The 20,227-nt window shown below is 67.3% G+C and carries 22 protein-coding genes; 7 read left to right on the top strand and 15 right to left on the bottom strand.

The genetic code is table 11. From position 1 onward, the window contains the following. The first annotated feature begins 46 nt into the window (after positions 1–46). The 6 genes from chlG (at position 47) to WCL10_RS08920 (ending at position 4,750) form a co-directional block, all read left to right on the top strand. Positions 47–961: a chlorophyll synthase ChlG gene (gene chlG, locus WCL10_RS08895; protein ID WP_336895275.1), complete on the top strand. Its 915-nt coding sequence runs from the start codon at positions 47–49 to the stop codon at positions 959–961. After that, positions 961–2,292: a BCD family MFS transporter gene (locus WCL10_RS08900; protein ID WP_336895276.1), complete on the top strand. Its 1,332-nt coding sequence runs from the start codon at positions 961–963 to the stop codon at positions 2,290–2,292. The genes chlG and WCL10_RS08900 overlap by 1 nt, the downstream gene beginning before the upstream one ends. Continuing rightward, a complete protein-coding gene (locus WCL10_RS08905; RefSeq protein ID WP_336895277.1) occupies positions 2,289–3,485 on the top strand; it encodes a geranylgeranyl diphosphate reductase in 1,197 nt (398 codons plus the stop codon). Before WCL10_RS08900 ends, WCL10_RS08905 begins: the two co-directional genes overlap by 4 nt. Then, positions 3,482–3,976 (top strand): TspO/MBR family protein, encoded by a 495-nt coding sequence (locus WCL10_RS08910; protein WP_336895278.1) that lies wholly within the window; start codon positions 3,482–3,484, stop codon positions 3,974–3,976. Before WCL10_RS08905 ends, WCL10_RS08910 begins: the two co-directional genes overlap by 4 nt. A gap of 98 nt (positions 3,977–4,074) precedes the next feature. Continuing rightward, positions 4,075–4,329 carry a hypothetical protein gene (locus WCL10_RS08915; RefSeq protein ID WP_336895279.1) on the top strand — a complete coding sequence of 85 codons (255 nt, stop codon included), beginning with the start codon at positions 4,075–4,077 and terminating at the stop codon, positions 4,327–4,329. Positions 4,330–4,405: 76 nt separating this feature from the next. Continuing rightward, on the top strand, positions 4,406–4,750 hold the full coding sequence (locus WCL10_RS08920) for a hypothetical protein (protein WP_336895280.1): 345 nt from the start codon (positions 4,406–4,408) through the stop codon (positions 4,748–4,750). Positions 4,751–5,207: 457 nt separating this feature from the next. Here the strand turns inward: WCL10_RS08920 and pufC are convergent, their stop codons facing one another. From pufC to WCL10_RS08975, 11 genes are all read right to left on the bottom strand, one after another. Beyond that, on the bottom strand, positions 5,208–6,284 hold the full coding sequence (pufC, locus tag WCL10_RS08925; RefSeq protein WP_336895281.1) for a photosynthetic reaction center cytochrome PufC: 1,077 nt from the start codon (positions 6,282–6,284) through the stop codon (positions 5,208–5,210). Then, positions 6,281–7,252, bottom strand: coding sequence for a photosynthetic reaction center subunit M (pufM, locus tag WCL10_RS08930; protein ID WP_336895282.1), 972 nt, complete (start codon positions 7,250–7,252; stop codon positions 6,281–6,283). Before pufM ends, pufC begins: the two co-directional genes overlap by 4 nt. Positions 7,253–7,266: 14 nt before the next feature. After that, the gene (gene pufL / locus WCL10_RS08935; protein WP_336895283.1) at positions 7,267–8,091 is read right to left on the bottom strand and encodes a photosynthetic reaction center subunit L; all 825 of its coding nucleotides are present in this window, start codon (positions 8,089–8,091) and stop codon (positions 7,267–7,269) included. A gap of 136 nt (positions 8,092–8,227) precedes the next feature. Further along, positions 8,228–8,413, bottom strand: coding sequence for a light-harvesting antenna LH1, alpha subunit (gene pufA, locus WCL10_RS08940; RefSeq protein ID WP_336895284.1), 186 nt, complete (start codon positions 8,411–8,413; stop codon positions 8,228–8,230). Between the two features lie 98 nt (positions 8,414–8,511). Continuing rightward, positions 8,512–8,664, bottom strand: a complete 153-nt coding sequence (gene pufB, locus WCL10_RS08945) for a light-harvesting antenna LH1, beta subunit (RefSeq protein WP_336895285.1) — start codon at positions 8,662–8,664, stop codon at positions 8,512–8,514. A 121-nt stretch (positions 8,665–8,785) separates the two neighbouring features. Further along, a complete protein-coding gene (gene bchZ / locus WCL10_RS08950; protein WP_336895286.1) occupies positions 8,786–10,231 on the bottom strand; it encodes a chlorophyllide a reductase subunit Z in 1,446 nt (481 codons plus the stop codon). Beyond that, complete coding sequence (locus WCL10_RS08955) at positions 10,228–10,395, bottom strand: hypothetical protein (RefSeq protein ID WP_336895287.1); 168 nt, start codon at positions 10,393–10,395, stop codon at positions 10,228–10,230. Before WCL10_RS08955 ends, bchZ begins: the two co-directional genes overlap by 4 nt. Then, positions 10,392–11,828 carry a chlorophyllide a reductase subunit Y gene (bchY, locus tag WCL10_RS08960; protein WP_336895409.1) on the bottom strand — a complete coding sequence of 479 codons (1,437 nt, stop codon included), beginning with the start codon at positions 11,826–11,828 and terminating at the stop codon, positions 10,392–10,394. Before bchY ends, WCL10_RS08955 begins: the two co-directional genes overlap by 4 nt. Before the next feature lie 91 nt (positions 11,829–11,919). Beyond that, the gene (locus tag WCL10_RS08965) at positions 11,920–12,927 is read right to left on the bottom strand and encodes a chlorophyllide a reductase iron protein subunit X (RefSeq protein ID WP_336895288.1); all 1,008 of its coding nucleotides are present in this window, start codon (positions 12,925–12,927) and stop codon (positions 11,920–11,922) included. Next, the gene (gene bchC, locus WCL10_RS08970) at positions 12,924–13,859 is read right to left on the bottom strand and encodes a chlorophyll synthesis pathway protein BchC (protein ID WP_336895289.1); all 936 of its coding nucleotides are present in this window, start codon (positions 13,857–13,859) and stop codon (positions 12,924–12,926) included. Before bchC ends, WCL10_RS08965 begins: the two co-directional genes overlap by 4 nt. A 174-nt stretch (positions 13,860–14,033) precedes the next feature. Next, positions 14,034–15,206 (bottom strand): methyltransferase, encoded by a 1,173-nt coding sequence (locus WCL10_RS08975; protein WP_336895290.1) that lies wholly within the window; start codon positions 15,204–15,206, stop codon positions 14,034–14,036. An 89-nt stretch (positions 15,207–15,295) separates the two neighbouring features. Here WCL10_RS08975 and WCL10_RS08980 point away from each other — a divergent pair, with 89 nt between their 5' ends. Beyond that, positions 15,296–16,468, top strand: a complete 1,173-nt coding sequence (locus tag WCL10_RS08980) for a hydratase (RefSeq protein ID WP_336895291.1) — start codon at positions 15,296–15,298, stop codon at positions 16,466–16,468. 30 nt (positions 16,469–16,498) lie between these two features. Here the strand turns inward: WCL10_RS08980 and WCL10_RS08985 are convergent, their stop codons facing one another. The 4 genes from WCL10_RS08985 to bchI are packed head-to-tail and all read right to left on the bottom strand — an operon-like array spanning position 16,499 to position 20,226. Continuing rightward, positions 16,499–16,636 (bottom strand): hypothetical protein, encoded by a 138-nt coding sequence (locus tag WCL10_RS08985; protein ID WP_336895292.1) that lies wholly within the window; start codon positions 16,634–16,636, stop codon positions 16,499–16,501. Positions 16,637–16,650: 14 nt separating this feature from the next. Continuing rightward, the gene (gene bchO / locus WCL10_RS08990; protein WP_336895293.1) at positions 16,651–17,526 is read right to left on the bottom strand and encodes an alpha/beta fold hydrolase BchO; all 876 of its coding nucleotides are present in this window, start codon (positions 17,524–17,526) and stop codon (positions 16,651–16,653) included. A gap of 10 nt (positions 17,527–17,536) precedes the next feature. After that, on the bottom strand, positions 17,537–19,228 hold the full coding sequence (locus WCL10_RS08995; protein ID WP_336895294.1) for a magnesium chelatase subunit D: 1,692 nt from the start codon (positions 19,226–19,228) through the stop codon (positions 17,537–17,539). After that, the gene (gene bchI, locus WCL10_RS09000; RefSeq protein ID WP_336895295.1) at positions 19,225–20,226 is read right to left on the bottom strand and encodes a magnesium chelatase ATPase subunit I; all 1,002 of its coding nucleotides are present in this window, start codon (positions 20,224–20,226) and stop codon (positions 19,225–19,227) included. The genes WCL10_RS08995 and bchI overlap by 4 nt, the downstream gene beginning before the upstream one ends. Position 20,227: the final 1 nt, after the last annotated feature.

A 20,227-nucleotide genomic window follows, 5' to 3' on the forward strand; every position in this document is an offset into this window, starting at 1 on the left:
GTAAGAATCCATTGACACTTGCTAGTGTCAACCATACGTTTCGGGCATGACGCAGCCCGCCACTTCGGCCCCGCCAATGGTCTCGACCATCCGCCGTCCCGCCCTGCGCGACGTGCTGGAGCTGCTCAAGCCGATCACTTGGTTTCCGCCGATCTGGGCCTTCATGTGCGGCGTGGTCTCGTCGGGCCAACCCGCTGCGGGGCACTGGTTCGCGATTGTGCTGGGCGGCATGCTGGCAGGGCCACTGGTCTGCGGCAACAGCCAGGCGATCAACGACTGGTTCGACCGCCACGTCGATGCGATCAACGAACCGAACCGCCCGATTCCCTCGGGCCGCATCCCGGGCCGCTGGGGTCTCTATATCGCATGCGTCGGATCGCTCGTCTCGCTGGCGGTCGGGGCGGCGCTGGGCATTTGGGTCGTGGTCGCAACCGTGGTCGGGCTCGCCGCCGCCTGGGCCTACAGCGCGCCGCCCTTCCGCCTCAAGGCGAGCGGCTGGTGGGGCCCCGCGCTGGTCGGCCTGACCTATGAGGGCCTCAGCTGGTTCACCGGCGCCGCAGTCATGGCCAATGCCCTGCCGCCCACGCCGGTGCTCGTGGTCCTCGTGCTCTACAGCATCGGCGCGCACGGCATCATGACGCTCAATGATTTCAAGGCGGTGGAAGGCGACCGGCAGACCGGCGTGCGCTCGCTCCCTGTAACGCTCGGCGTGCGAAATGCGGCGCTCCTCGCCTGCGGGGTCATGGCGCTGGCACAAGTGATCGTCGCGATCTATCTCGTGCAGCTCGGCCTGATGCTCTCTGCCGTGATTGTCGCGCTGGTGCTTGCGGCGCAATTCGCGCTTATGCCGCGCTTGCTGGCTGATCCCGCCGCCCGCGCACCCTGGTACGGGGCAACGGGCGTCAGTCTCTATGTTCTGGGGATGCTGGCTGCGGCCGGCGGCCTCGGCGGCCATTGGTGATGGCGCGCCCGGTCAGCCCTTCCGGTTTCGGCTGGCTTGCGATCGTCCGGCTCGGACTGGTGCAGGCTTCGATCGGCGCGATTGTCATGCTCGCCACCTCGCTGCTCAACCGGGTCATGGTGGTCGAATACGGCATGGCCGCTGCCGTCCCCGCCGGGCTCGTGGCGGTCCACTATGCGGTGCAGCTGGCGCGCCCCGTCTGGGGCCACGGTTCGGATCGGGGCCATGCCCGCACCCCGTGGATCATCGGCGGCGTCGCGGTGCTGGGCGGCGGGGCGATGCTCGCGGTCCTGAGCCTTCCGCTGGGCGCGGGGCAGCCGCTCCTTGCCAATGCCATGGCGCTCGCCGGGTTCGTGCTCATCGGCGGCGGCGTGGGCGCAGCAGGTACCTCGCTCCTCGCGCTTCTCGCTGCCGGTGTCGCGCCGCAGCGCCGCGCAGCCGCAGCCGCTGTCACCTGGATCATGATGGTGATGGGCATCGTGCTGTCGGCAGGCGTGGCGGGGGCACTGCTCGAACCCTTCACCTGGGGACGCCTGGTAACGGTTTCGGGCGGAATTGCCCTTGCCGCGCTCGTGCTTACCATCGCCGCCACCTTCCGCCTCGATCGCGCCGCGCCGCTGGCGCCCGCGCTTGAAACCGAAACCGCGCTTAGCCTCGGTGACGCGCTGCGCGCCGTCTTTGCCGAACCGGCTGCACGGCGCTTCACGGTCTTCGTGTTTCTCTCGATGCTTGCGTATTCGATGCAGGATCTCATCCTCGAACCGTTCGCCGGCCTTGTCTTCGGCATGAGCCCGGCGCAGTCCACTTCGCTCTCGGCGGTCCAGCACAGCGGTGTGCTTGTGGGCATGATCGTTGCGGGTGTCGGCGGCAGCGCGTTTGGCGGCCGCATGGCGGGAGAGCTGCGGGGCTGGATCGCGGCAGGCTGTGTCGGCTCCGCGCTCGCGCTCGCGGGCCTTGCCGTGGGCGCCGGGGTCGGCCCCGGCTGGCCGCTGGCGGGCAATATCGCTGCGCTTGGCTTTGCCAACGGCGTCTTTGCGGTCTCGGCCATCGGCGCGATGATGAGCCTTGCCGGCGCGGCCAGCGCAGCCGGCGGCCGGCCCGATACCGGTGTGCGCATGGGCGTATGGGGCGCGGCGCAGGGCGTCGCCTTCGGCCTTGGCGGCCTAGCCGGCGCGGTCGGTGTCGATCTGGCCCGCCATGCGGAGAGCGACGGGCGCGCATTTCAGACAATCTTTGCGATCGAAGCCATGCTGTTCATGGCTGCGGCAGTGATGGCGGCGCGCATGGCCGGTGGCGGCGCGACGATCAATTTGCGGGAGGCAGAAGCATGAGCGGACCTGAATTCGATGTCATCGTCGTGGGCGGCGGCCCATCCGGAGCCACAGCTGCGGCTGATCTGGCGCGCATCGGCCATACCGTGATGCTGCTCGACCGGGCCGGGCGGATCAAGCCCTGCGGCGGCGCGGTCCCGCCGCGCCTGATGGAAGAGTTCGCCATTCCCGAAAGCCTGCTTGTGGCGCGCGCCCGGTCGGCTCGCATGGTCGCCCCGTCCGACCGTGCGGTCGATATGCCGGTGGGCGAGATCGGCTATGTCGGCATGGTTGACCGCGATGTGTTCGACGAATGGCTGCGCAATCGCGCGGCGCAAGTCGGGGCCGAGCGCCGCACCGGCACGTTCGAGCGGATCGAGCGCGACGGCGCTGAAGGCGCCGTGGTCGTCTACCGCGAAACGCGCGGCGGGCCAGAGCACCGCGTTCGTGCGCGCCTGATCATCGGCGCCGACGGCGCGCGGTCGGGCGTCGCGCGCGACAGCCTGCCCGGCAGCGAGAACGTCAAGTGCGTCTTCGCCTATCACGAGATCATCAAGTCACCGCCCGCGAACGAACACGGGTTCGATCCCGCTCGCTGCGACGTGATCTACCAGGGCCGCGTCTCGCCGGATTTCTACGGCTGGGTCTTCCCGCACGGCGAAACCTCCAGCATCGGCGTCGGCAGCGCCAACAAGGGCTTCTCGCTGCGCGGCTCGGTCGCCACGATGCGCCAGGAAATGGGCCTTGCCGATTGCGAAACCGTGCGCAGCGAAGGCGCGCCCATTCCCCTGAAGCCCCTGAAGCGTTGGGACAACGGGCGCGATGTCCTTGTCTCGGGCGACGCGGCCGGCGTGGTCGCACCGGCCTCGGGCGAGGGCATCTACTACGCGATGACCTGCGGGCGCCACGCTGCCAATGCAGCGCACCAGTTCCTCATGACCGGCAAGCCCAGCGCGCTCAAAGCCGCCCGGCGCACGTTCCTTCGCGAGCATGGGCGCGTGTTCTGGATTCTGGGTATCATGCAGTATTTCTGGTATTCGAGCGACAAGCGCCGCGAGCGGTTCGTGGCGATGTGCGCGGATCCCGATGTGCAGAAGCTCACCTGGCAGGCCTACATGAACAAGAAGCTGGTCCGCGCCGATCCGATGGCGCACTTGCGCATCTTCCTCAAGGATACCGCGCATCTCCTTGGTCTCCGGGCGGCGCACCCTTGAACAGCCCGTTGGGTAACCGGCCCTGGGGACTGCCGATTGCCATAGCCGCCATCGCGGCGGTCGTGGTTGCCGGGGTCGGCGGCACGATGACCGATACGACCGGCTGGTACGAGAGCCTTCGCCTGCCGAGCTGGAACCCGCCACCCCAGGCCTTCGGGCTGATCTGGACGGTGGTGTTCACCCTGATCGCCGCCTCGGGCGTGACTGCCTGGCGTGCCGCGCCGGACAGCCGCACCTCCGATACGCTGATCGGCCTTTTCGCGATCAATGGTGCGCTCAACGTGAGCTGGACTGTGCTGTTCTTCCAGTTGCGCCGCCCCGATTGGGCGATCGTCGAGCTTGCGGTGCTGTGGCTGTCGATCGCGGTCCTGATCGTAGCCTGTGCCCGCCATTCGCGCGGCGCGGCGCTGCTGCTTCTGCCCTATCTGGCATGGGTCTCGGTCGCCGGTGCGCTCAACTGGCAGGTGATCCAGCTCAACGGGCCGTTCTGACAACCACTATGGACCTCGCACTACGCCCGCTCACCCGGAGCTTGTCGAAGGGTGCTGGCACCGCGGTGCCACAGGGCCGAGCCGGAACCGAAGGCTGAGTGCCAGATCTCGCCACCTTGTTCGCCAGCGGCCACGCCGCCGATCTCGTGCTTGCGGTGCTGGCAATCGAGGCGCTGATCCTGCTCAGGGGAGGCCGCCCCGCCATCGATGTCGCCCTCCTGCTGCTCCCCGGCGCCTGCATGATGCTCGCCTTGCGTGCCGCGCTCGTCGGTGCCAGCTGGCCATGGATCGCGCTCCCGCTGGCGGCCTCGTTTCCGGTACATCTGGCGGATCTGCTGCGGCGGGGGAGGTGAGACCTGAGGGAACACCCGGTGGGAAGTCAGTGATCGCGGATTGGAAATGTTGATTTCATAAATGGGATTGCCGTCTATGAACCGCCCTCTGCTTGCGGGCATTCTCGTGGCCGCTGTTGTTTTGTCCCTCGCTTGGTTTGTCTGGTTTGCCACACGCGAGCCTCGGCGGTCGGTCGCGCTGGTGAGCCTTGCCGTCTGGGCAATCCCCCTGTTCTATGCCGGCGGTTGGTCCGCCGGGGCGACCACAGGCGAAACCACGCTCGTGCTGCTGCTCGTCATCACTTTGGTGTTGCTCAGGGTCATGCGTGACAACGCACTAGATTGGCCGATGCGCCATATCGAACGACGCCGAGCGCGACTTGGCCAATCGAGCCGCGCAGGCAGCACCGCTCCCGAAGAGAATGAGGACGGCAGCACCTGAAAAGCTGCTTCGATAGACAACAACATTTCCTGACATCAGCAGCAGAAAGCCCCTCCCGCTTGCGGGAGGGGTTTGGGGTGGGCACGCCGCAAGCACCCGCACCTCCAGGCCACAGACCGTCCCGATCCTGGCCGCCCATGCAACCCGTGCGCATTTTCATTTTCCTACATCGCGGATCGCCGCCATGCTCCTCGCCAGCGTTCTTTGACACTGTTGATCGATCCATGCGCGGCGGCGAGGATGTCACCCTGTCCGCCGAAGCCCAAGTCTTTGTTTTAAAATGGCAAATGCCGCCAGATCGAGGGTGACACCCTGTCACCCGGTGTAACCCTCGATGCGCGCGGCGTGCGGCAAACCTGCGGCACAAAAGAAAACCCCCGCGATCCGTGTGGGATCGCAGGGGCCAGGTATTCCGCGCCGGTTGCGTGCGCGGGGGTGTTCGTTGGCCTGACCGGGGTCAGGGCATCTTGGTCGGTGCCGCAGCCGGAGCCGGGGCGGCAGCTGCGGTGACCATCGGACCGGTCGGCCGCAGGGCCGGGTAGTCCTTGACCATCGAGACGCCGCCCAAGGGCTTGTTCACGCCGCGGTGGCAGGTCGCACAGTTGACCTTGAGCGGATCGCCCATGGGCCCGAGGCGGTGCTTGGGGAACACACTGGCAAGCGAGCCGATGTATTCACCGTTGATGTCACGCACCATGCGATAGCCATACCAGGCGCCGACTCGCTTGGGCGTGCTCATGTTCCAGGCCTGGAACGAGCCGGCGTTGTGGCAGAACGTGCAGTTCACGCCGAGCGCCGTCGAGGTGTGCATCATCAGGCTGTAGGTGCCCTCGGTCTCCATCGTCGTGGTCTTGTTGGCCGTCGCAGCATACTTCGAGGGATGGCTGTAGGTCGACTGCACCCGGATCGGCGACGAATTGGCATCGAGCAGGTACTTGGCAAAGGCCGTGTTGGGCAGCGACGAATAGGCCGTGGTGACCAACGGCACATTCTGGCCGTGCTTGTTGCCGAGGATCGAATCCGGGTTGCCCTTCTCCGGCAGCGCCCAGTTCTCGGTCGGCACAGCCTGACCGCGATGGCAGGTGTAGCAGGTAACGCCGGTTTGCTTGACGTGCTGTGTCCAGCCCGTGTTGATCTTCCGGGTCATCTGCAGCATCCGCCGCGCGACCTTTTTGGTGTAGAGCTCGTCGGACGCCAGGTTGGCCGGGTTGTGGCAATAGTTGCAGCCTTGCTCCGGTGCGATCCACTGCGTGATCGCGGCCATCGTGTAGCTGAACTCGTCTTCCGAGATGTCACCCAGAACCTGCACGTTCTGATAGGCTTCCTTCGCAGGACGGCCACCGGGCTTCGGCGGGTCGTAGGGCGGCGGGGGAACCTCGCCGACCTTCTTCTTGTCGGAGACGAGATGGATCTGATCCATGCCCGTGCCCCGATAGCCGTTCTGCGCGACCGACTTGGTTTCCAGTTGGCAGGCGCCCAGCAGCGCCGCGCCGGCCAGGACTGCGCCCAGGCGCAGCAGCATGGTGCTTTTCATTGTCCCGTGCTCCCCAATGCCGGATCGACGACCCCGGTGGAGGGGTAAGCCGGCGCGTAGTGGTGCTGTTGTGCCCACAGGTACCAGTTGTCGACAACGGTGCCGGTGAGGAGGATGCCGATGCCCCCGGTCAGCGTGGTCAGCACGGCGAACCACCAGGCCCAGCGGTGAATCGATTCCATCGTGGCGTTGAAACCCATCGTCCAGCGCCAGAACAGGGCGGCGCGCTCCGATGCGGTGCCGCGATCGGTGATCTGTTCGATCTCGCGCTCGCCGCCGTACCGGCCGACAGCCAGAATGGTCGCACCGTGCATCGCGAAGAGCAGGGTCGAGCCATAAAGGAAGGCGATCGAGAGGGCGTGGAACGGGTTGTAGAACAGGTTGCCATAGCGGATCGAGAACGCGGCGGTCCAATCGAGATGCGGGAAGATGCCGAAGGGCACCGCTTCGGACCAGCTGCCCATGAAGGCGGGCCGGATGAAGCCGAGCACGAGGAACAGCCAGATCGCCGAAAGGAAGGCCCAGGCGACATGCGTGCCCATGCCGAGGGCCTTCGCCCGCCGGTAGGTACGGATGGTCCAGAGCAGCACCGAAGCGGTGAGGAACATGCCGGCGAGGATCCACCAGCCGCCCTTGGCGAGCGGCACGATCGGCGAGAAGCCGTATTCCGGTCCCGGCGGCTCGAGGCTGAGCCAGGGCAGCATGCGGACGAACTGGATCGGGTTCCAGTTCACCGAGGCCATCATGTTGAGCCCGATGATCTCGAACGCGATGAACCCGAACATGAGCGAGGCAATGCCCGTCCAGCCAAGGTAGATCGGGCCGAGCTGGGCCTGGCCGAAGCGGCCGAACAGGTGGTTGAAACCCGTCATTTCGGTGCGCGGATCACTGCCGGGCTTCATCGCTATGCCCATTTCGGGGGCGTGCGCGAGTTGGACCTGGGTGAAGATATTCTGGTAGGTAGCCATGGCTTGGTCCTCCTTCACGACCAGATCGGCAGGTTGAGCCACCAGTTCCACCATTCGGGCCAACCGCGGGTCCAGAGCGGACCGCTGATGATGATGCAGATCGCGCTCCAGAAGCCGGCATTGAGCGCCAGCAGCAGGCCCAGGCGGTGGATGCCCAGGGTGCCGATCGAGTAACCGATCAGATCGCGGAAGAAGGTGTCTTCATACTCCGGCGTCTTGACGGTCTCGCCTTCGGCCGGGTTCACCGCGGACAGAACCAGCGCGCCGTGCAATGCGAGCGCGAGGCAGGTGGTGAAGAAGAACGACACCGCCAGCATGTGCGCCGGATTGTAGTGGAAGTGCAGGTACTGGTAGCCGGTGTTCGACACCCAGTCGAGGTGGCTGAAAATCCCGTAAGGGAAGCCGAAGTGCCAGGCACCGAGCAGCACCGGACGGATCACCACCAGTGAAACATAGGCGAAGATGGCGAAGCCGAAGGCGATTGGCACATGGTAACCCATGCCCAGCTTGCGGCAAATCTCGACCTCGCGCAGAGCCCAGGATACGAACGACACGATCGCGCAGACCGTGATCACCTGCCAGAAGCCGCCTTCGCGAAGCGGGGCAAAGCCAAGGCCATATTTGAGATCAGGTGGGGCGATCGAGATCAGCCACGGGTTCCACGTGCCCCCTTGCGAGGCACAGTAGAGGATCAAGGCTGTTCCGAGTGAGGCGAAAATCGCTGTGATCACTCCGAAAAAGCCGACGTAAAACGGGCCGACCCAGAAGTCGAAAAGGTCCCCGCCGATCAACGTGCCTCCGCGCACGCGATACTTTCGCTCGAAACTGAGGAGCGCCATAGCTCTATCCTCCCCCGCCCAAGCCTGGCGGGCACAAGTACATGGTCAAAAACAACCGGTTCCCCCCGGCAGTGCCGGAGGCGGCATGGTCCACCATTTCAGATCGGTGGGATGCCGCCTCTTGCCTTGCAGGTGGTCAGGGCTTTGCTGCGGCTGCAGCCGGGGCTGCCTGAGCCGCTGTGTGCGGGCCGTCGAGCCAGTTGTAGCGAGGCGTGCTGAGCAGAATGAAGTGAATCACAATTGCCAGCACAAAAAGGAACGCAGCCATAGCCACGAGGGCCCTGCGCGGGTCGAAAATAAGCCAGACTCTCCACATGGTCATTGTCCTTGTGAATGCGCCACTTGGGCGCGATCGTTCAGTTCGGCCAGAAGGCCGGGTGGCCGTTGTGGCCAAACGTGATTGAAGTGTCGGTGGATTTCTTACGAAATCCAGGGACGCCAGCTCCACACCAGGAAGTGGGCAACCACGGCCACAGTGGTGAAGCCGAGGAAGCTGCTCATGAACAGCTTATGGAATTCCTTGGCTTCTTCGGGTGTCAGGTAGGTCCTGAGCCCAAGGCGATCATCGCTCATATCTGCATCTCCAGTATTGACGTGCAAGGCGAGAGGCGGCGATCGCCCCCCGGCGATATTCCGCCGGCCGAAACCGAGGGAATGATGGTGCCCGCAGTGCGGGGCATTCTGTTCGCGCCGGTCATGGCGCGGATGAACCAAGCAGCGCATCGGCAAGCCTGTCGGCGCTGACGGTGCTTTCGCCCTCGCGGCGTGCGGCTGCTTCCGCAGCGTCGCGCAGGCGCTTGGCAAAGGAGATACGGATGAGGACGGGCTGCGCCTCGACCAGTTCGTCGAGCCGGGCCTTGGCCTCGTCGCTCCACTGCAACTCGCGGTGGTGGCGGGTCGGAGTGGCGGGCACGGCATCGAGCTGTGTCGCCAGCGGCAGGATATGGAACAATGCGTCGAACAGCGCGTTGCACACTTCCTGGATCAGATAGGTCGCGCCCGAATAGCCCATGAAGGGCGTACCGGTGTGGCGACGGATCGCCGCGCCCGGGAAGCTTGCCGGGATGTAGATGCTGCGCGCGCCGCATTCGGCGAGGTACATCCGCTCGTTGTAGCTGCCAAAGACGACCATGGGCGCGCCGGCCCGGATCGAATCGCGCACGTCCTCGTTCTTGGGCTTCACGCCCGCGCTGCGCGAATAGGCGAAGGCGCAAGGGAGGCCCATGTCCTCCTCGAGGAAGTGTCGGATCCCACGCGTGTAGGTCTCGTTCGCCACGATGCCGAAGCTGGCTGTGCCGAAAAAGTCCTGCGTAACCGAGCGCCACAGATCCCACAGCGGCTTGATCGTGGTGTGCTTCTCGCGCGTGATGAAGGGCTCCGGATCGAGACCCAGCGAGGCACCCAGCGCTTCAAGGAAGCGGGTGGTCGAGGTGAGGCCGACCGGCGCCTGGAAGTAGGGCCGCTCGAGCAGCTCGCACAAGTTGCGGCCGAACTCGCGGTAGAGGCACACGTTCGCGTCGGCATCGGCCAGGCGGCGAATGTCGGCGAGGTGGCAGCCCAGCGGGAACACCACATTGACCTCGGCGCCGATGCCTTCAATCAGGCGGCGAATCTCGGCGAGGTCCGAGGCCATGTTGAACATGCCGTAAGCCGGGCCGATGATGTTTACGCGCGGCTTCTCGCCTTCCTTGCGCGCCTTGGGTGCGGGCATCGCCTTGGGGCCGAACTCGGTCCAGAGCCAGCTGAGGGCGCGGTCGGCCGATTGCCACTGATCCTCGTCGATCGTGCGCGGCAGGAAGCGCTTGATGTTGGTGCCACCGGGGGTGACGCCGCCGCCGATCATTTCGGCGATCGAGCCGGTGACGACGACTGCCGGAAGATCGGGGTCGAGCGTTTTCCAGGCGCGGCGCATGGCCGCTTCGGTGCCTGTCTTGCCGAGCTCCTCTTCGCCAAGCCCGGTCACCACGATGGGCAGCTCGTGCGGCGGCAGGCCGTCGGTGTAGTGGAGCACAGAGGTGACCGGCAGGTTCTCGCAGCCCACCGGGCCGTCGATGATCACCTGCAGGCCCTTGACCGCGGTGAAGACGTAGACCGCGCCCCAATAGCCGCCCGCGCGATCATGATCGATGATGAGCGTCATGCTTGCGCTCCGAAGGTCTGACTCAGGGCTTTGCCCAAGCTATGGCCGAACAGCAGCACCGACGTCTGGTCGGAGGGCGGGCTCGATGGCTGGACGGACGGTTGGCGCGACGGCTGGACCGTGATGGCAAGGCGCTTATCGCCAAAGGAAATGAACAGGATCATGAGCCCACCGCCTCGGCCGCCTTGCGGGCAGCCTCGTTGAGCGCGGCGTACTTCTTCTTGAAGTTCGGGCGGTCCTGCGGGGTATCTTCCCACACGCCTGTCGCGTGGCCGGTGCCGACGCCCTCGAAGAAGGCAGACATCCGGTCGAACCGGTCCTTGCCGGCAATGGCGGTGTTGACCACCATGGCGAGGCTGCCGGCGCCTGCCGGGCCCATCAGCGGCCGTGCCGAGATGAGGTTGGTGAAGTAGAGCGCCGGGATCGCGAGCTGCTTGGCATGCTGCACCACCGGGGTCGTGCCGATGGCGAGATCCGGGCGGAATTCCTCGACTGCGGCGATATCCTGCTCGAGGCTGGCGCGGTATTGCACCTTCACGCCGCGCGCCTGAAGCCATTCGCGGTCGGGATCGGACCAGACGGTGCGCGGGCAGGCGGTGCCGACATAGCGCACATCCGCGCCGCTTTCGATGAGCAGGCGGGCCACGAGCAATTCGGAGCCTTCGTAGCCCGAGACCGTGATCCGGCCCTTGATCGGCCGCGCGGCGAGCGCGGCGGTGATCGCAGGGAGGAAGCGGTTCTGTGCGGCGGCGACCGCGTCGGCGCTGATGCCGCAGGCCTGACCGATTGCGGCAAGCCAGGCGGCGGTGCCGTCGCGTCCGACCGGAGCCGAGCCGACGACCGTGCGGCCGGCTGCCTCGAACTCGCGTACGCTGGCCGTATAGAAGGGATGGATCGCGGCAACGGCGGCGCAATCGAGCGCGGCATAGAGCTCACGCCACTCGCGCGTCGGCACGACCGGCCCTGCGGCAAGGCCCATCGGCTCCAGCATCTGGCCGATGCCGACGGGATCGACCGGGAACATCTCGCCGAGCAGGGTGATGGTCGGCCGGTCGGCCCGGTTGGCGGGGGCACTCACCGGGCCAGCTTCAGCCTCGCTGCGGGCATAGGCGAGCATGGCGCCGGCGAGCACGTCCTTGGCTTCGGCATGCGTCGGAATGCCGAAACCAGGCACATCGATGCCGATGATGCGGACGCCGTTGATTTCCTTGCCGAGCAGACGCAGCGGAACGCCGCTGGCGGTGGGCACGCACAGATTGGTGACCACGATCGCGTCGTAATGCTCGGGATCGGCGAGGTTCTCGACCGCTTCCTTGATGTCCTCGAACAGCTTGCCGGTGACAAGCGTTTCGGAACTGAACGGCACGTAGCCGACACTGCGCCGCGCGCCATAGAAGTGCGAGGTGAAGGTGAGGCCATAGACGCAGCAGGCCGAGCCCGAGAGCACGCTCGCCGTGCGCCGCATCCGAAGGCCCACGCGAAGCGAGCCGAAGGCGGGGCACATCGATTGCGGCTGGTCGTGCGGCCCCATCGGATAATCGGCGGCGTAACGGTCGAGCACTTCGCTCTTGCCTGCGCTGCGCGCGGCCTCGCGCATGCGGTCCTTGCCGCCGTGGCAGCCGCCGCCTTCGCCCGCCGGGACGAGCGCGTCCGGTGTTGCGTCGATGCGGTCAGGAGCAGGGCGGCTGTCAGATGTCATCGTAGATGACCTCCAGCGAAGCCTTGGCTTCGAACGTGCCGCCGCGCATGTCGGCCTGAGTGGCGGGCACCAGCGTCACGCTGCCGCCGGTGTCCTCGGGCGAGAACAGGCCGAGCAGGCCGTCCTGATCGAGCGGCTTGGGCCGGCGCGGCGGGGCGGTGGCGACGTTCTCCGCCAGTTCCTCGAACAGGCTACCCCACTGCGTGTCGGGCCGGCCGATGATCTGGTAATTGGCGGACTTGCGGCGGATGTCCTCGTCCGCCGGGATCGCGCAGAGCACCGGGATATCGACCGCCGCCGCAAAGGCCTTGGCCTCGCCGGTGCCGTCGTCCTTGTTGACGATCATGCCCGCGACGCCGACGTTGCCGCCCATCGAGCGGAAATACTCGACCGCCTTGCAGACATTGTTCGCGACGTAGAGCGACTGGAGGTCGTTCGAGCCGACGACGATGACCTTCTGGCACATGTCGCGCGCGATCGGCAGGCCGAAGCCGCCGCAGACCACGTCGCCGAGGAAGTCGAGCAGCACGTAGTCGAAGCCCCACTCATGGAAGCCAAGCTTCTCGAGCAGTTCGAAACCGTGGATGATGCCGCGCCCGCCGCAGCCGCGGCCGACCTCGGGGCCGCCGAGTTCCATCGCGAAGACGCCGTCGCGCTGGAAGCACACGTCTTCGATCTTCACTTCCTCGCCCGCCAGCTTCTTGGCGGCAGAAGTCTCGATGATTGTCGGGCAGCTCTTGCCGCCAAACAGCAGCGAGGTGGTATCGGACTTGGGATCGCAGCCGATCAGCAGCACGCGCTTGCCTTGCTGCGCCATCATGTAGCTGAGGTTGGAAAGCGCAAAGCTCTTGCCCGATCCGCCCTTGCCGTAGATCGCGATGATCTGCGTTTCCTTGGTCACTTCGGTCGGCACGATTGCATCGGGCTCAATTGCCGCCTCGGCGCGCAGCGCAGCCACGCGGTCGGAGGTTTCATGCCCGGATAGAACCGTCGTCATGCGCATTCACTCCAATCGAGAACCATTTTGAGGCAGTTGCGGTCGGTAAAGGCCGCCGGGTACGCGTCGGCGGCTTCCGCCGCAGGCCGCACGTCGGTGACGAGGCCGCTGAGATCGAGTTTGCCGGAGCGCACGAGGTCGCGAGTCCGGACCAGGTCGCCCGGGCTCCATTCGGCCGCGACGCGGATCCGCGCCTCGGCACGGAAGGCGACCGGGAAGGCGAAGTTCAGCCGGTCGGCATAGAAGCCGGCCAGATTGATCTCCCCGCCGCGCGCGAGCCGCGAGAGCAGCGCATCGAGAATGTTCGAATCGCCGCTGGCATCGCAGATCGAGCGGTAGTCGCGGCGCGGATCGGCATCGGGCGCAAGCACCATGTAGCCAACAGCACCTGCCGTGCGGAGCGGATCGGTTTCCCAGACGGTTGGCGCCGGTGCGCCGAGCGCCATGGTGATGCGGGCGAGCAGACGGCCAAGCACGCCGTGGCCGACGATCAGGTCGGGCAGCGCACCGCCATCCAGGGCGTGCAGCGCGGTTGCGGCAAGGGCGAACAGCACACCGTCAGCCTGCAGCGACTCGTCGATCTCAAGGGCACGGGCCGCTGGAAGGACAAGGCGGCGAGCCGAGCCGCCGAACAGGCCGCGCGCATCGCGGAAGCAGCTGGCGCCGGGGACAAACACCCAGTCACCGATTCGCGCCCAGGCATCCCGGCCGGCATCGATCACGCGGCCAACCGATTCGTAACCCGGCACGAGCGGATAGCCCATGCCCGGAAACATGGGCATTTTGCCCGTCCAGAGAAGCTTTTCGGTGCCGGTGCTGATGCCGCTCCAGCGGACTTCGACAACCACGTCGGTGCCGGTCGGCGCATCAAGCGCGAGGGGGCGGAGAGCCAATTGCTCCGGGGCCTCCATGATGAGCGCTAATGCTTCCACGACCACGTTTCCCCTCAGCCCGGAACCGAACGGCATGCCGTTCGGATTAGGGGCCTTTCCGAGTGTCAGCTTACATTGTCATTAAAAAGTGTCAACTCAACACTACACCTTTGTGAGGGTTGGTGGTGCGATGAGCCGTGCGGCAGCGCCGACGGGTCGTTTTGGGGTGAGAGGTCAGACACGGGCGACGATCGCGCCGCAGACCAGTGGCAAGTGGGTCGGAAGTTCTTTCCAGCTGGCAAATCCGGCGCCGCGCAGCATCGCGCCAAGCTCGGCCGGGCGGCGCGGGCGGCCCGATCCCATCGCCCAGAGATAAAGGCCGAAATAGGCATCCCCCATCGCCGCGCCGCCGGGCGCGCCGGCCATCGGCTCGCCGATCAGCAAGGTCCCGCCGGGCGGCAGCGCCGCACGCACCGCACGCAGAATGCGCAGCGCCGGCTCGTCGTCATGATCGTGGAGAATGCGCACGAGCGTGATGAGATCGTGGCCCTCAGGCAGGGGGTCATGCAGGAAGCTGCCCTTGTGGAGGGTCAGGCGAGGGGCGATCAGCGCGTCGCGGGCCAGCGTGGTTTCGGCCCCCGCCACCACATCGGGCAGATCGAACAGGCCGAGCCGCACCTGCGGTGCAGCCATGCCGACCGCGCGCAGGAAAGCCCCGGTGCCGCCGCCGACATCGAGCATCGCCTTGTGGCGACCGAAGCGGTAGGCGGCGATCAGCTGCTCGCTGACCATGGCCTGCGAAGCGGCCATAAGCGCGGAATAGGCCGCGGCGGCGGGCTCGTTGTCTGCAGCGCCCTGCTTCCCGGGCGGTACGGCGCCGGTGGCGCTGGCGCGCGCGTATGTCCAGAAATCCGAAAGCGCGGTGGGCTCCTGCCGGTCGGCGCGCAGCAGCGCGAGCGGATCCGCAAGGTCGCGGTAGAGCAGCGCATGGTGGCGGATCATCGCGAGGGCGCCCGGATTGCACTGGAGCGCTGCCCCGTCCATCCCCAACGTCCAGCGCCCGCCGGGCAGCGACTCGGCAATCCCCAGCGACGCGGCGGCGCGCAGCAGGCGTTCGGTGGCGGGCAGGCCAAGCCGCGCCCGGTTGGCGGCGGTCGCCGTATCGCAGACCCCTTCGGCCAGCAGGTCGAGCAGTCCGGCCTCGACGCAGGCCGCCAGCACCTGCGCATAGGCAAAGCCTGCCACCAGATCGAATGCCCGCCGCGCGCGGGCCCTGACGATCGGCCGGGTGAGGGGGAAGGCAGCAGCCCACTGCTGGAAGCGCGGGCTGGTGAGCATGCGGTTGCGCCAGCTGATCCAGCGCAGCCTGAGGCTGTCGCTTTGGGGCGGTTCCAGTTGAGTGGACATATCCATATGTCAATTACATTGGACATTTGCAGGCAATACGTCAATCATTGCCGCAGTCGCCGCGATGGGCGACGTGCGGGAGATGAAGCATGTGGCGAGGACAAACCCGTGCTGACGGCGTGATGCGGGCCCAGGACGGCGACGTATGGTCCGGCGGACAGACAGGACCAGGCAGCGACTTTCCGGACAGCGAGTGGAGCCCGCTATGGACCGGCCTTGCCCGGATGAGCGGCGCGCTGCCGCCTCCCGCGCTGGCCGCGCCGGATCCTTGGGCGCTGCTGCATCCGGGCCCCGACGAACCCCTCGTGCGGGCGCACGGCGGGCGCGACAGCGATGCTCATCCCCGCTTCGACGCGCCGGTCCCGCCCGGCGGCTACAGCTGGTGGTATGTCGATGCGCTGAGCGACGACGGGCGCCACGGCCTAACGCTCATTGCCTTCATCGGGAGCGTTTTTTCCCCGTATTTCAAGCGGTCGGGCCGGGGCAATCCACTCGATCACTGCGCGCTCAATATCGCGCTCTATGGGCCGAAGGCGCGCTGGACGATGACCGAGCGCCCCGAGCACGCGGTGCGGCCCGAGGCTGACCAGTTCGCGATCGGGCCAAGTTCGGTGCGCTGGGCGGGCGATTGCCTGGTCATCGATATCGAGGAGCGCGACAAGCGCATCATGAACCCGTTCAGGCGGCGTGTGGCGGGCCAGATCAAGGTCTGGCCCGAGATGCTCAACACCGAGGCCTTCGCGCTTGATCCCGCCGGAAAGCACCTGTGGCACTGCATCGCCCCGCGCGCACGGATCTCTGTCGAGATGCAGGCGCCCGAGCTCAGCTGGAAGGGCAGCGCCTACATCGATTCCAACCGCGGGTCCGAGTCGCTCGAGGAGGGCTTTCGCGTGTGGCACTGGTCGCGCGCGCATCTCGGGCGCGATGTTGCGGTGTTCTACGAGGGCAGCCGGCGCGATGGATCGCACTTCGCCAGTGCCTTGCGGTTTGACCGTGCGGGCGTTCCGCAGGAGGCCGAGCTGCCCCCCGCCGCACCGCTGGCGGACACTTGGTGGCAGATGGAGCGGCGCACGCGGTCCGATCGCGGGATTGCGCGGGTGCGGCGGACCTGGGAGGATTCGCCCTTCTACACGCGCTCCACGGTGCATGCCCGGCTTTACGGCGAACCCGTGGTGGCGATGCAGGAGACCCTCTCGCTCGACCGGTTCTGCTCGCCTGTCGTCCAGCAGCTGATCCCCCACCGGATGCCGAGGGCGCGCTAGGGTTTCGCCAACGTCGTCCGGCGCCAGCGCTCAGTCCTTGGGCGCGGCGTCCTTCTTGGCCTTGTCGCGCGCGATCTCGCGGTTGACCGAGACGAGCTGCCACACGCCGACACTCAGCGCGATCCCGCCGAAGACGACCATTTCGATCCATCCGAAGTTCTGAGCCACGTTGCCCCTCCCTCTCAAGCATGCACCGGCGCGGGGGCCGCTATGGCCTCGGCGACAAGATCCGCGCGCTCTTCGTGCGCCAGGTGGCCAAGACCCGCAAGCACGTTGAGTTCGGCCTTCGGTATCAGCCGGGCCGCTTGCTGGGCCGCGCTGGTGGGCACGGCGGCATCCTTGGCGCCGTGGATCAGGCGGACGCGGGCTTCCACTTTGGGCAGTTCACGCTGAAGGCTGGCGAGGTCCCAGCCGGCCATCATTTCGAGCGCGCCCCGGCAGTGGTGCGAATTGCCCAGCAGGCGGCCATAGAAGCGCAGGCCCTCGGCATCGATGGCCGAGCCGGTCGAGCCTATCAGGAAGCGCTCGGTATCGCCGGCACCGCGCGTGCTGGCGGCAAACAGGCGCGGCACCAGCGGATTGAGCACGAGCGCGCGCGCCAAACCCTGAAACAGGGGTGCGAAAACACCGGGAAAGGGCATCAGCGCGGGATTGAGGCCGATCACCTCGGGCACATCAAGCCCGCCGCGCACCATTCTGAGCGCAATGGCCGCACCGGCGGAATGGCCGATCAGCTGAACGGGATTTATGCCAAGCGCGCCTAGAAGTGCAGTGACAGCGGCGGCCATTCCGGGAAGGGTCAGGCCGCCGGCCGGGCGCCCACGAGTAAAGCCGTGGCCCGGCAGGTCCATCGCAATCACACGGTGATCCCGCGCGAGGAGCGGCATCAGGTGCCGCCAGCTGTGCGTGGCGGCCCCCGTGCCATGGAGCAGCACGACCGGCGGGCCTTCGCCCATTTCCTGCACATGCCAGGTCAGGCCGCCTGCCTCTACGAAGCGACTCGCCGCGCGATGCGGCCAATCGCGCCCGTCGGTTTCCCATTTGAGCGGCGGGCTCATGGCCGGGTGCTCACGTCAGGGCTCCGATCACCTTGCTGAGCGTTTTGGCGCTCGCTTGCGGCAAGGGCAGGTAGCGTGCCTGCATCGCGGCGGCGATGGCGGCGGCTTCGGGGCGGGGGCGGGGTGAAATGTCGATCACCACGCCGGAAAGCCGGGCCGCAGCGATCGCGCGCGCGGCCTTGGCAGCATCTTCGGTGGCGGCGGCGCGGTTGGTGCTGCCATCCAGCGCGATATTGCCGCGCCCGTCGGTGAGGACCACGAGCAGCGGCGTATACCCCCGGCGCAGCAGCCCGGTGCCGAGCGTGCAGACGAGCGAGAGCCCCGAGGCAAGCGGGGTTCCGCCTCCGCCGGGCAATTCGGTCAGCGCGCGCCGTGCGCGGGTGAGCGAGCGCGTCGGCGGCAGGAGCAGTTGCGCTTCACTGCCCCGGAACGCAACCAGAGCGACTTCGGTGCGCTTCACATAGGCCTGCGCCAGCAGCAGTTCGACCGCGCCCTTCGCTTCCGCCAGCCGCGCGAACGCCGCCGAGCCCGAGGCATCGACGGCAAAGATCGTGACCGATGCGCTGCGAGCCTCATACCGGCGCACCCGCACATCGTCCTTCATGATCCTTAGGCCGCTGCGCGTCACACCCGGCTCGCGCCGCAAGGCCTGCCAGGGAACGGCCGCACGCAAGGTATCAATCAGCGCCAGCCGGGCCCCGCCGCGCGGCAGGCCCTGCCGGGCGGCGAGCGGGCGGCCGCGCAAGGGCGAAAGGTGGCGCGCGCCGCCGCCACTGCCCGAGCCGCGCCGGGTGCGTCCGGCTGCGATGGCCTCGAGCAGGCCGGGCGGAATCGCGGCGGCGGCGGCTTCGATCAGCTGGTCGGGATCGGGCGTGCCGCTGTCCTCGCGGTTCTCGTCACCCGGATTGTCGGGCTCGCCCTCAGGCGGCGGCGGGGGAGGGGGAGGAGGCGGCGCTTCCTCACTGTCGGGCGGAGGCGGAGGCAGCCGCGTCGCGCGCGGGGCAAGGACCAGGCGGGCGGCAACGGCAAGGTCGCTCTCGTTCACCACCTTGCGTCCCGCCAGATGCGCGCTGGCACCCGCCGTCAGCGCGGCAAAGCGCAGCGCGCGCCCCGAATCGACGCCCAGCGCGAGCGAGACCATGGCAAGTGCCTCCAGCCCTTCGGCGCTGCACGCCGGTATCTCGGCGGGCGACGTGATCGGCTCGGGGAGGTCCGCCTGGGTGAAGCCTGCGGGCGAGGCCTCGCCAAGATCGCAGGCGAACGCGAGCCGTTCCGTCAGGCTGGGTGGCGGCGCTTCGTCGCGCTCCGCCGCATCGTCGAGCAGCACAAGGCCAAAGCGTGCAGCAGGTTCCGCCTGATCCAGCGCCTGCGCCACACTGCCTGCCAGCGCCGGAGTGATCCGCTCCGCCAGCGGCGCGACCACGACGCTGCCGCGCGCCTCGTCGAGAAAGCCGGTGCGCGCCACGCTGCGTCCGGCGGCGAGGCTGGAGGCAAGGTCGATCCCGCCATGGAGTCGCTCGCTGTCGATATGTGCGGGCATGCGCCTCAGCCGCACAGCGCTTCCCAGACGCTCGACCAGAGCATCGCGCGCCGGGCCGGGGCCGCGCAGCCAGAGCCCGCCGAAGCCCGCCGGCCAGAGTGCAAAGGCGCGCAGCGCCAGCGCCGCATCTTCTGCGGCGGGCGGCGCGGGCGGAGCTGTCATCCGAAGACCTCGACCACCGCGCGTTCGATCCGGGTGGTCGATCCGGTCTCATCCAGCACATCGCGGCGCAGGCGGTGGCGCAGCGCCATCGGGGCGACCGCGATCACGTGCTTGCGCTGCACCGTCTTGGCGCCCTCAAGCGCAGCCAGGGCGCGCGCTGCGCGCATCAGCGTGAGCTCCCCGCGCAAGCCATCGGCGCGGCAGGCCATGCACAGGCGCGAGGCATCATAGAGCACCTCGTCCGGCGTCTCGACTTCGGGCAGCCGGGCGCGCCCGCGCGCGATGCGCCGCACGATCTTGGCATCCGCCGGGGCCCACTCTTCGCAAAAGGCCGCCGCATCGCGCTCGTGCGAAGCGCATCGGCGCATGATCTCGACGCGGGCATCAAGCGTCTGCGGCGTGCGCACCTCGACCGAAAGGCCGAACCGGTCGAGCAGCTGCGGCCTGAGCTCGCCCTCTTCCGGATTGCCGCTGCCGATCAGCACGAACTTCGCCTTGTGCCGCACCGAAAGCCCCTCGCGCTCCACCAGATTCTCGCCCGAGGCGGCAACATCGAGCAGCAGATCGACGAGGTGATCCTCGAGCAGATTGATCTCGTCGATATAGAGAAAGCCCCGGTGCGCCTTCGCGAGCAGCCCCGGCTCGAAGCGCTTTTCGCCCGAACGCAGCGCGCGCTCGAGATCGAGCGCACCGATCACCCGGTCCTCCGTCGCGCCCAGCGGCAGATCGACGAACGGCACCGCGCGCTTTGCCGTGCGCTTCGATGTACAGGGATCTGGACAAGTGCCCGCATCCTGCGGGGCGCAGCCGAAGCGGCAGCCCTCCACTGCGGTGATTGGCGGCAGGATCGCGGCAAGCGCGCGCGCCGCCGTCGATTTTCCGGTCCCACGGTCGCCGAAGACCATCACGCCTCCGATGGCGGGATCGACAGCGGCCAGCAGCAGGGCCTGCTTCATTTCGTCTTGCGCGACGATGGCGGAGAAGGGGAAGCGGTTCATA

Origin of the sequence: Novosphingobium sp. (assembly GCF_037133355.1) — a bacterium.
Classification (GTDB): Bacteria; Pseudomonadota; Alphaproteobacteria; order Sphingomonadales; family Sphingomonadaceae; genus Novosphingobium.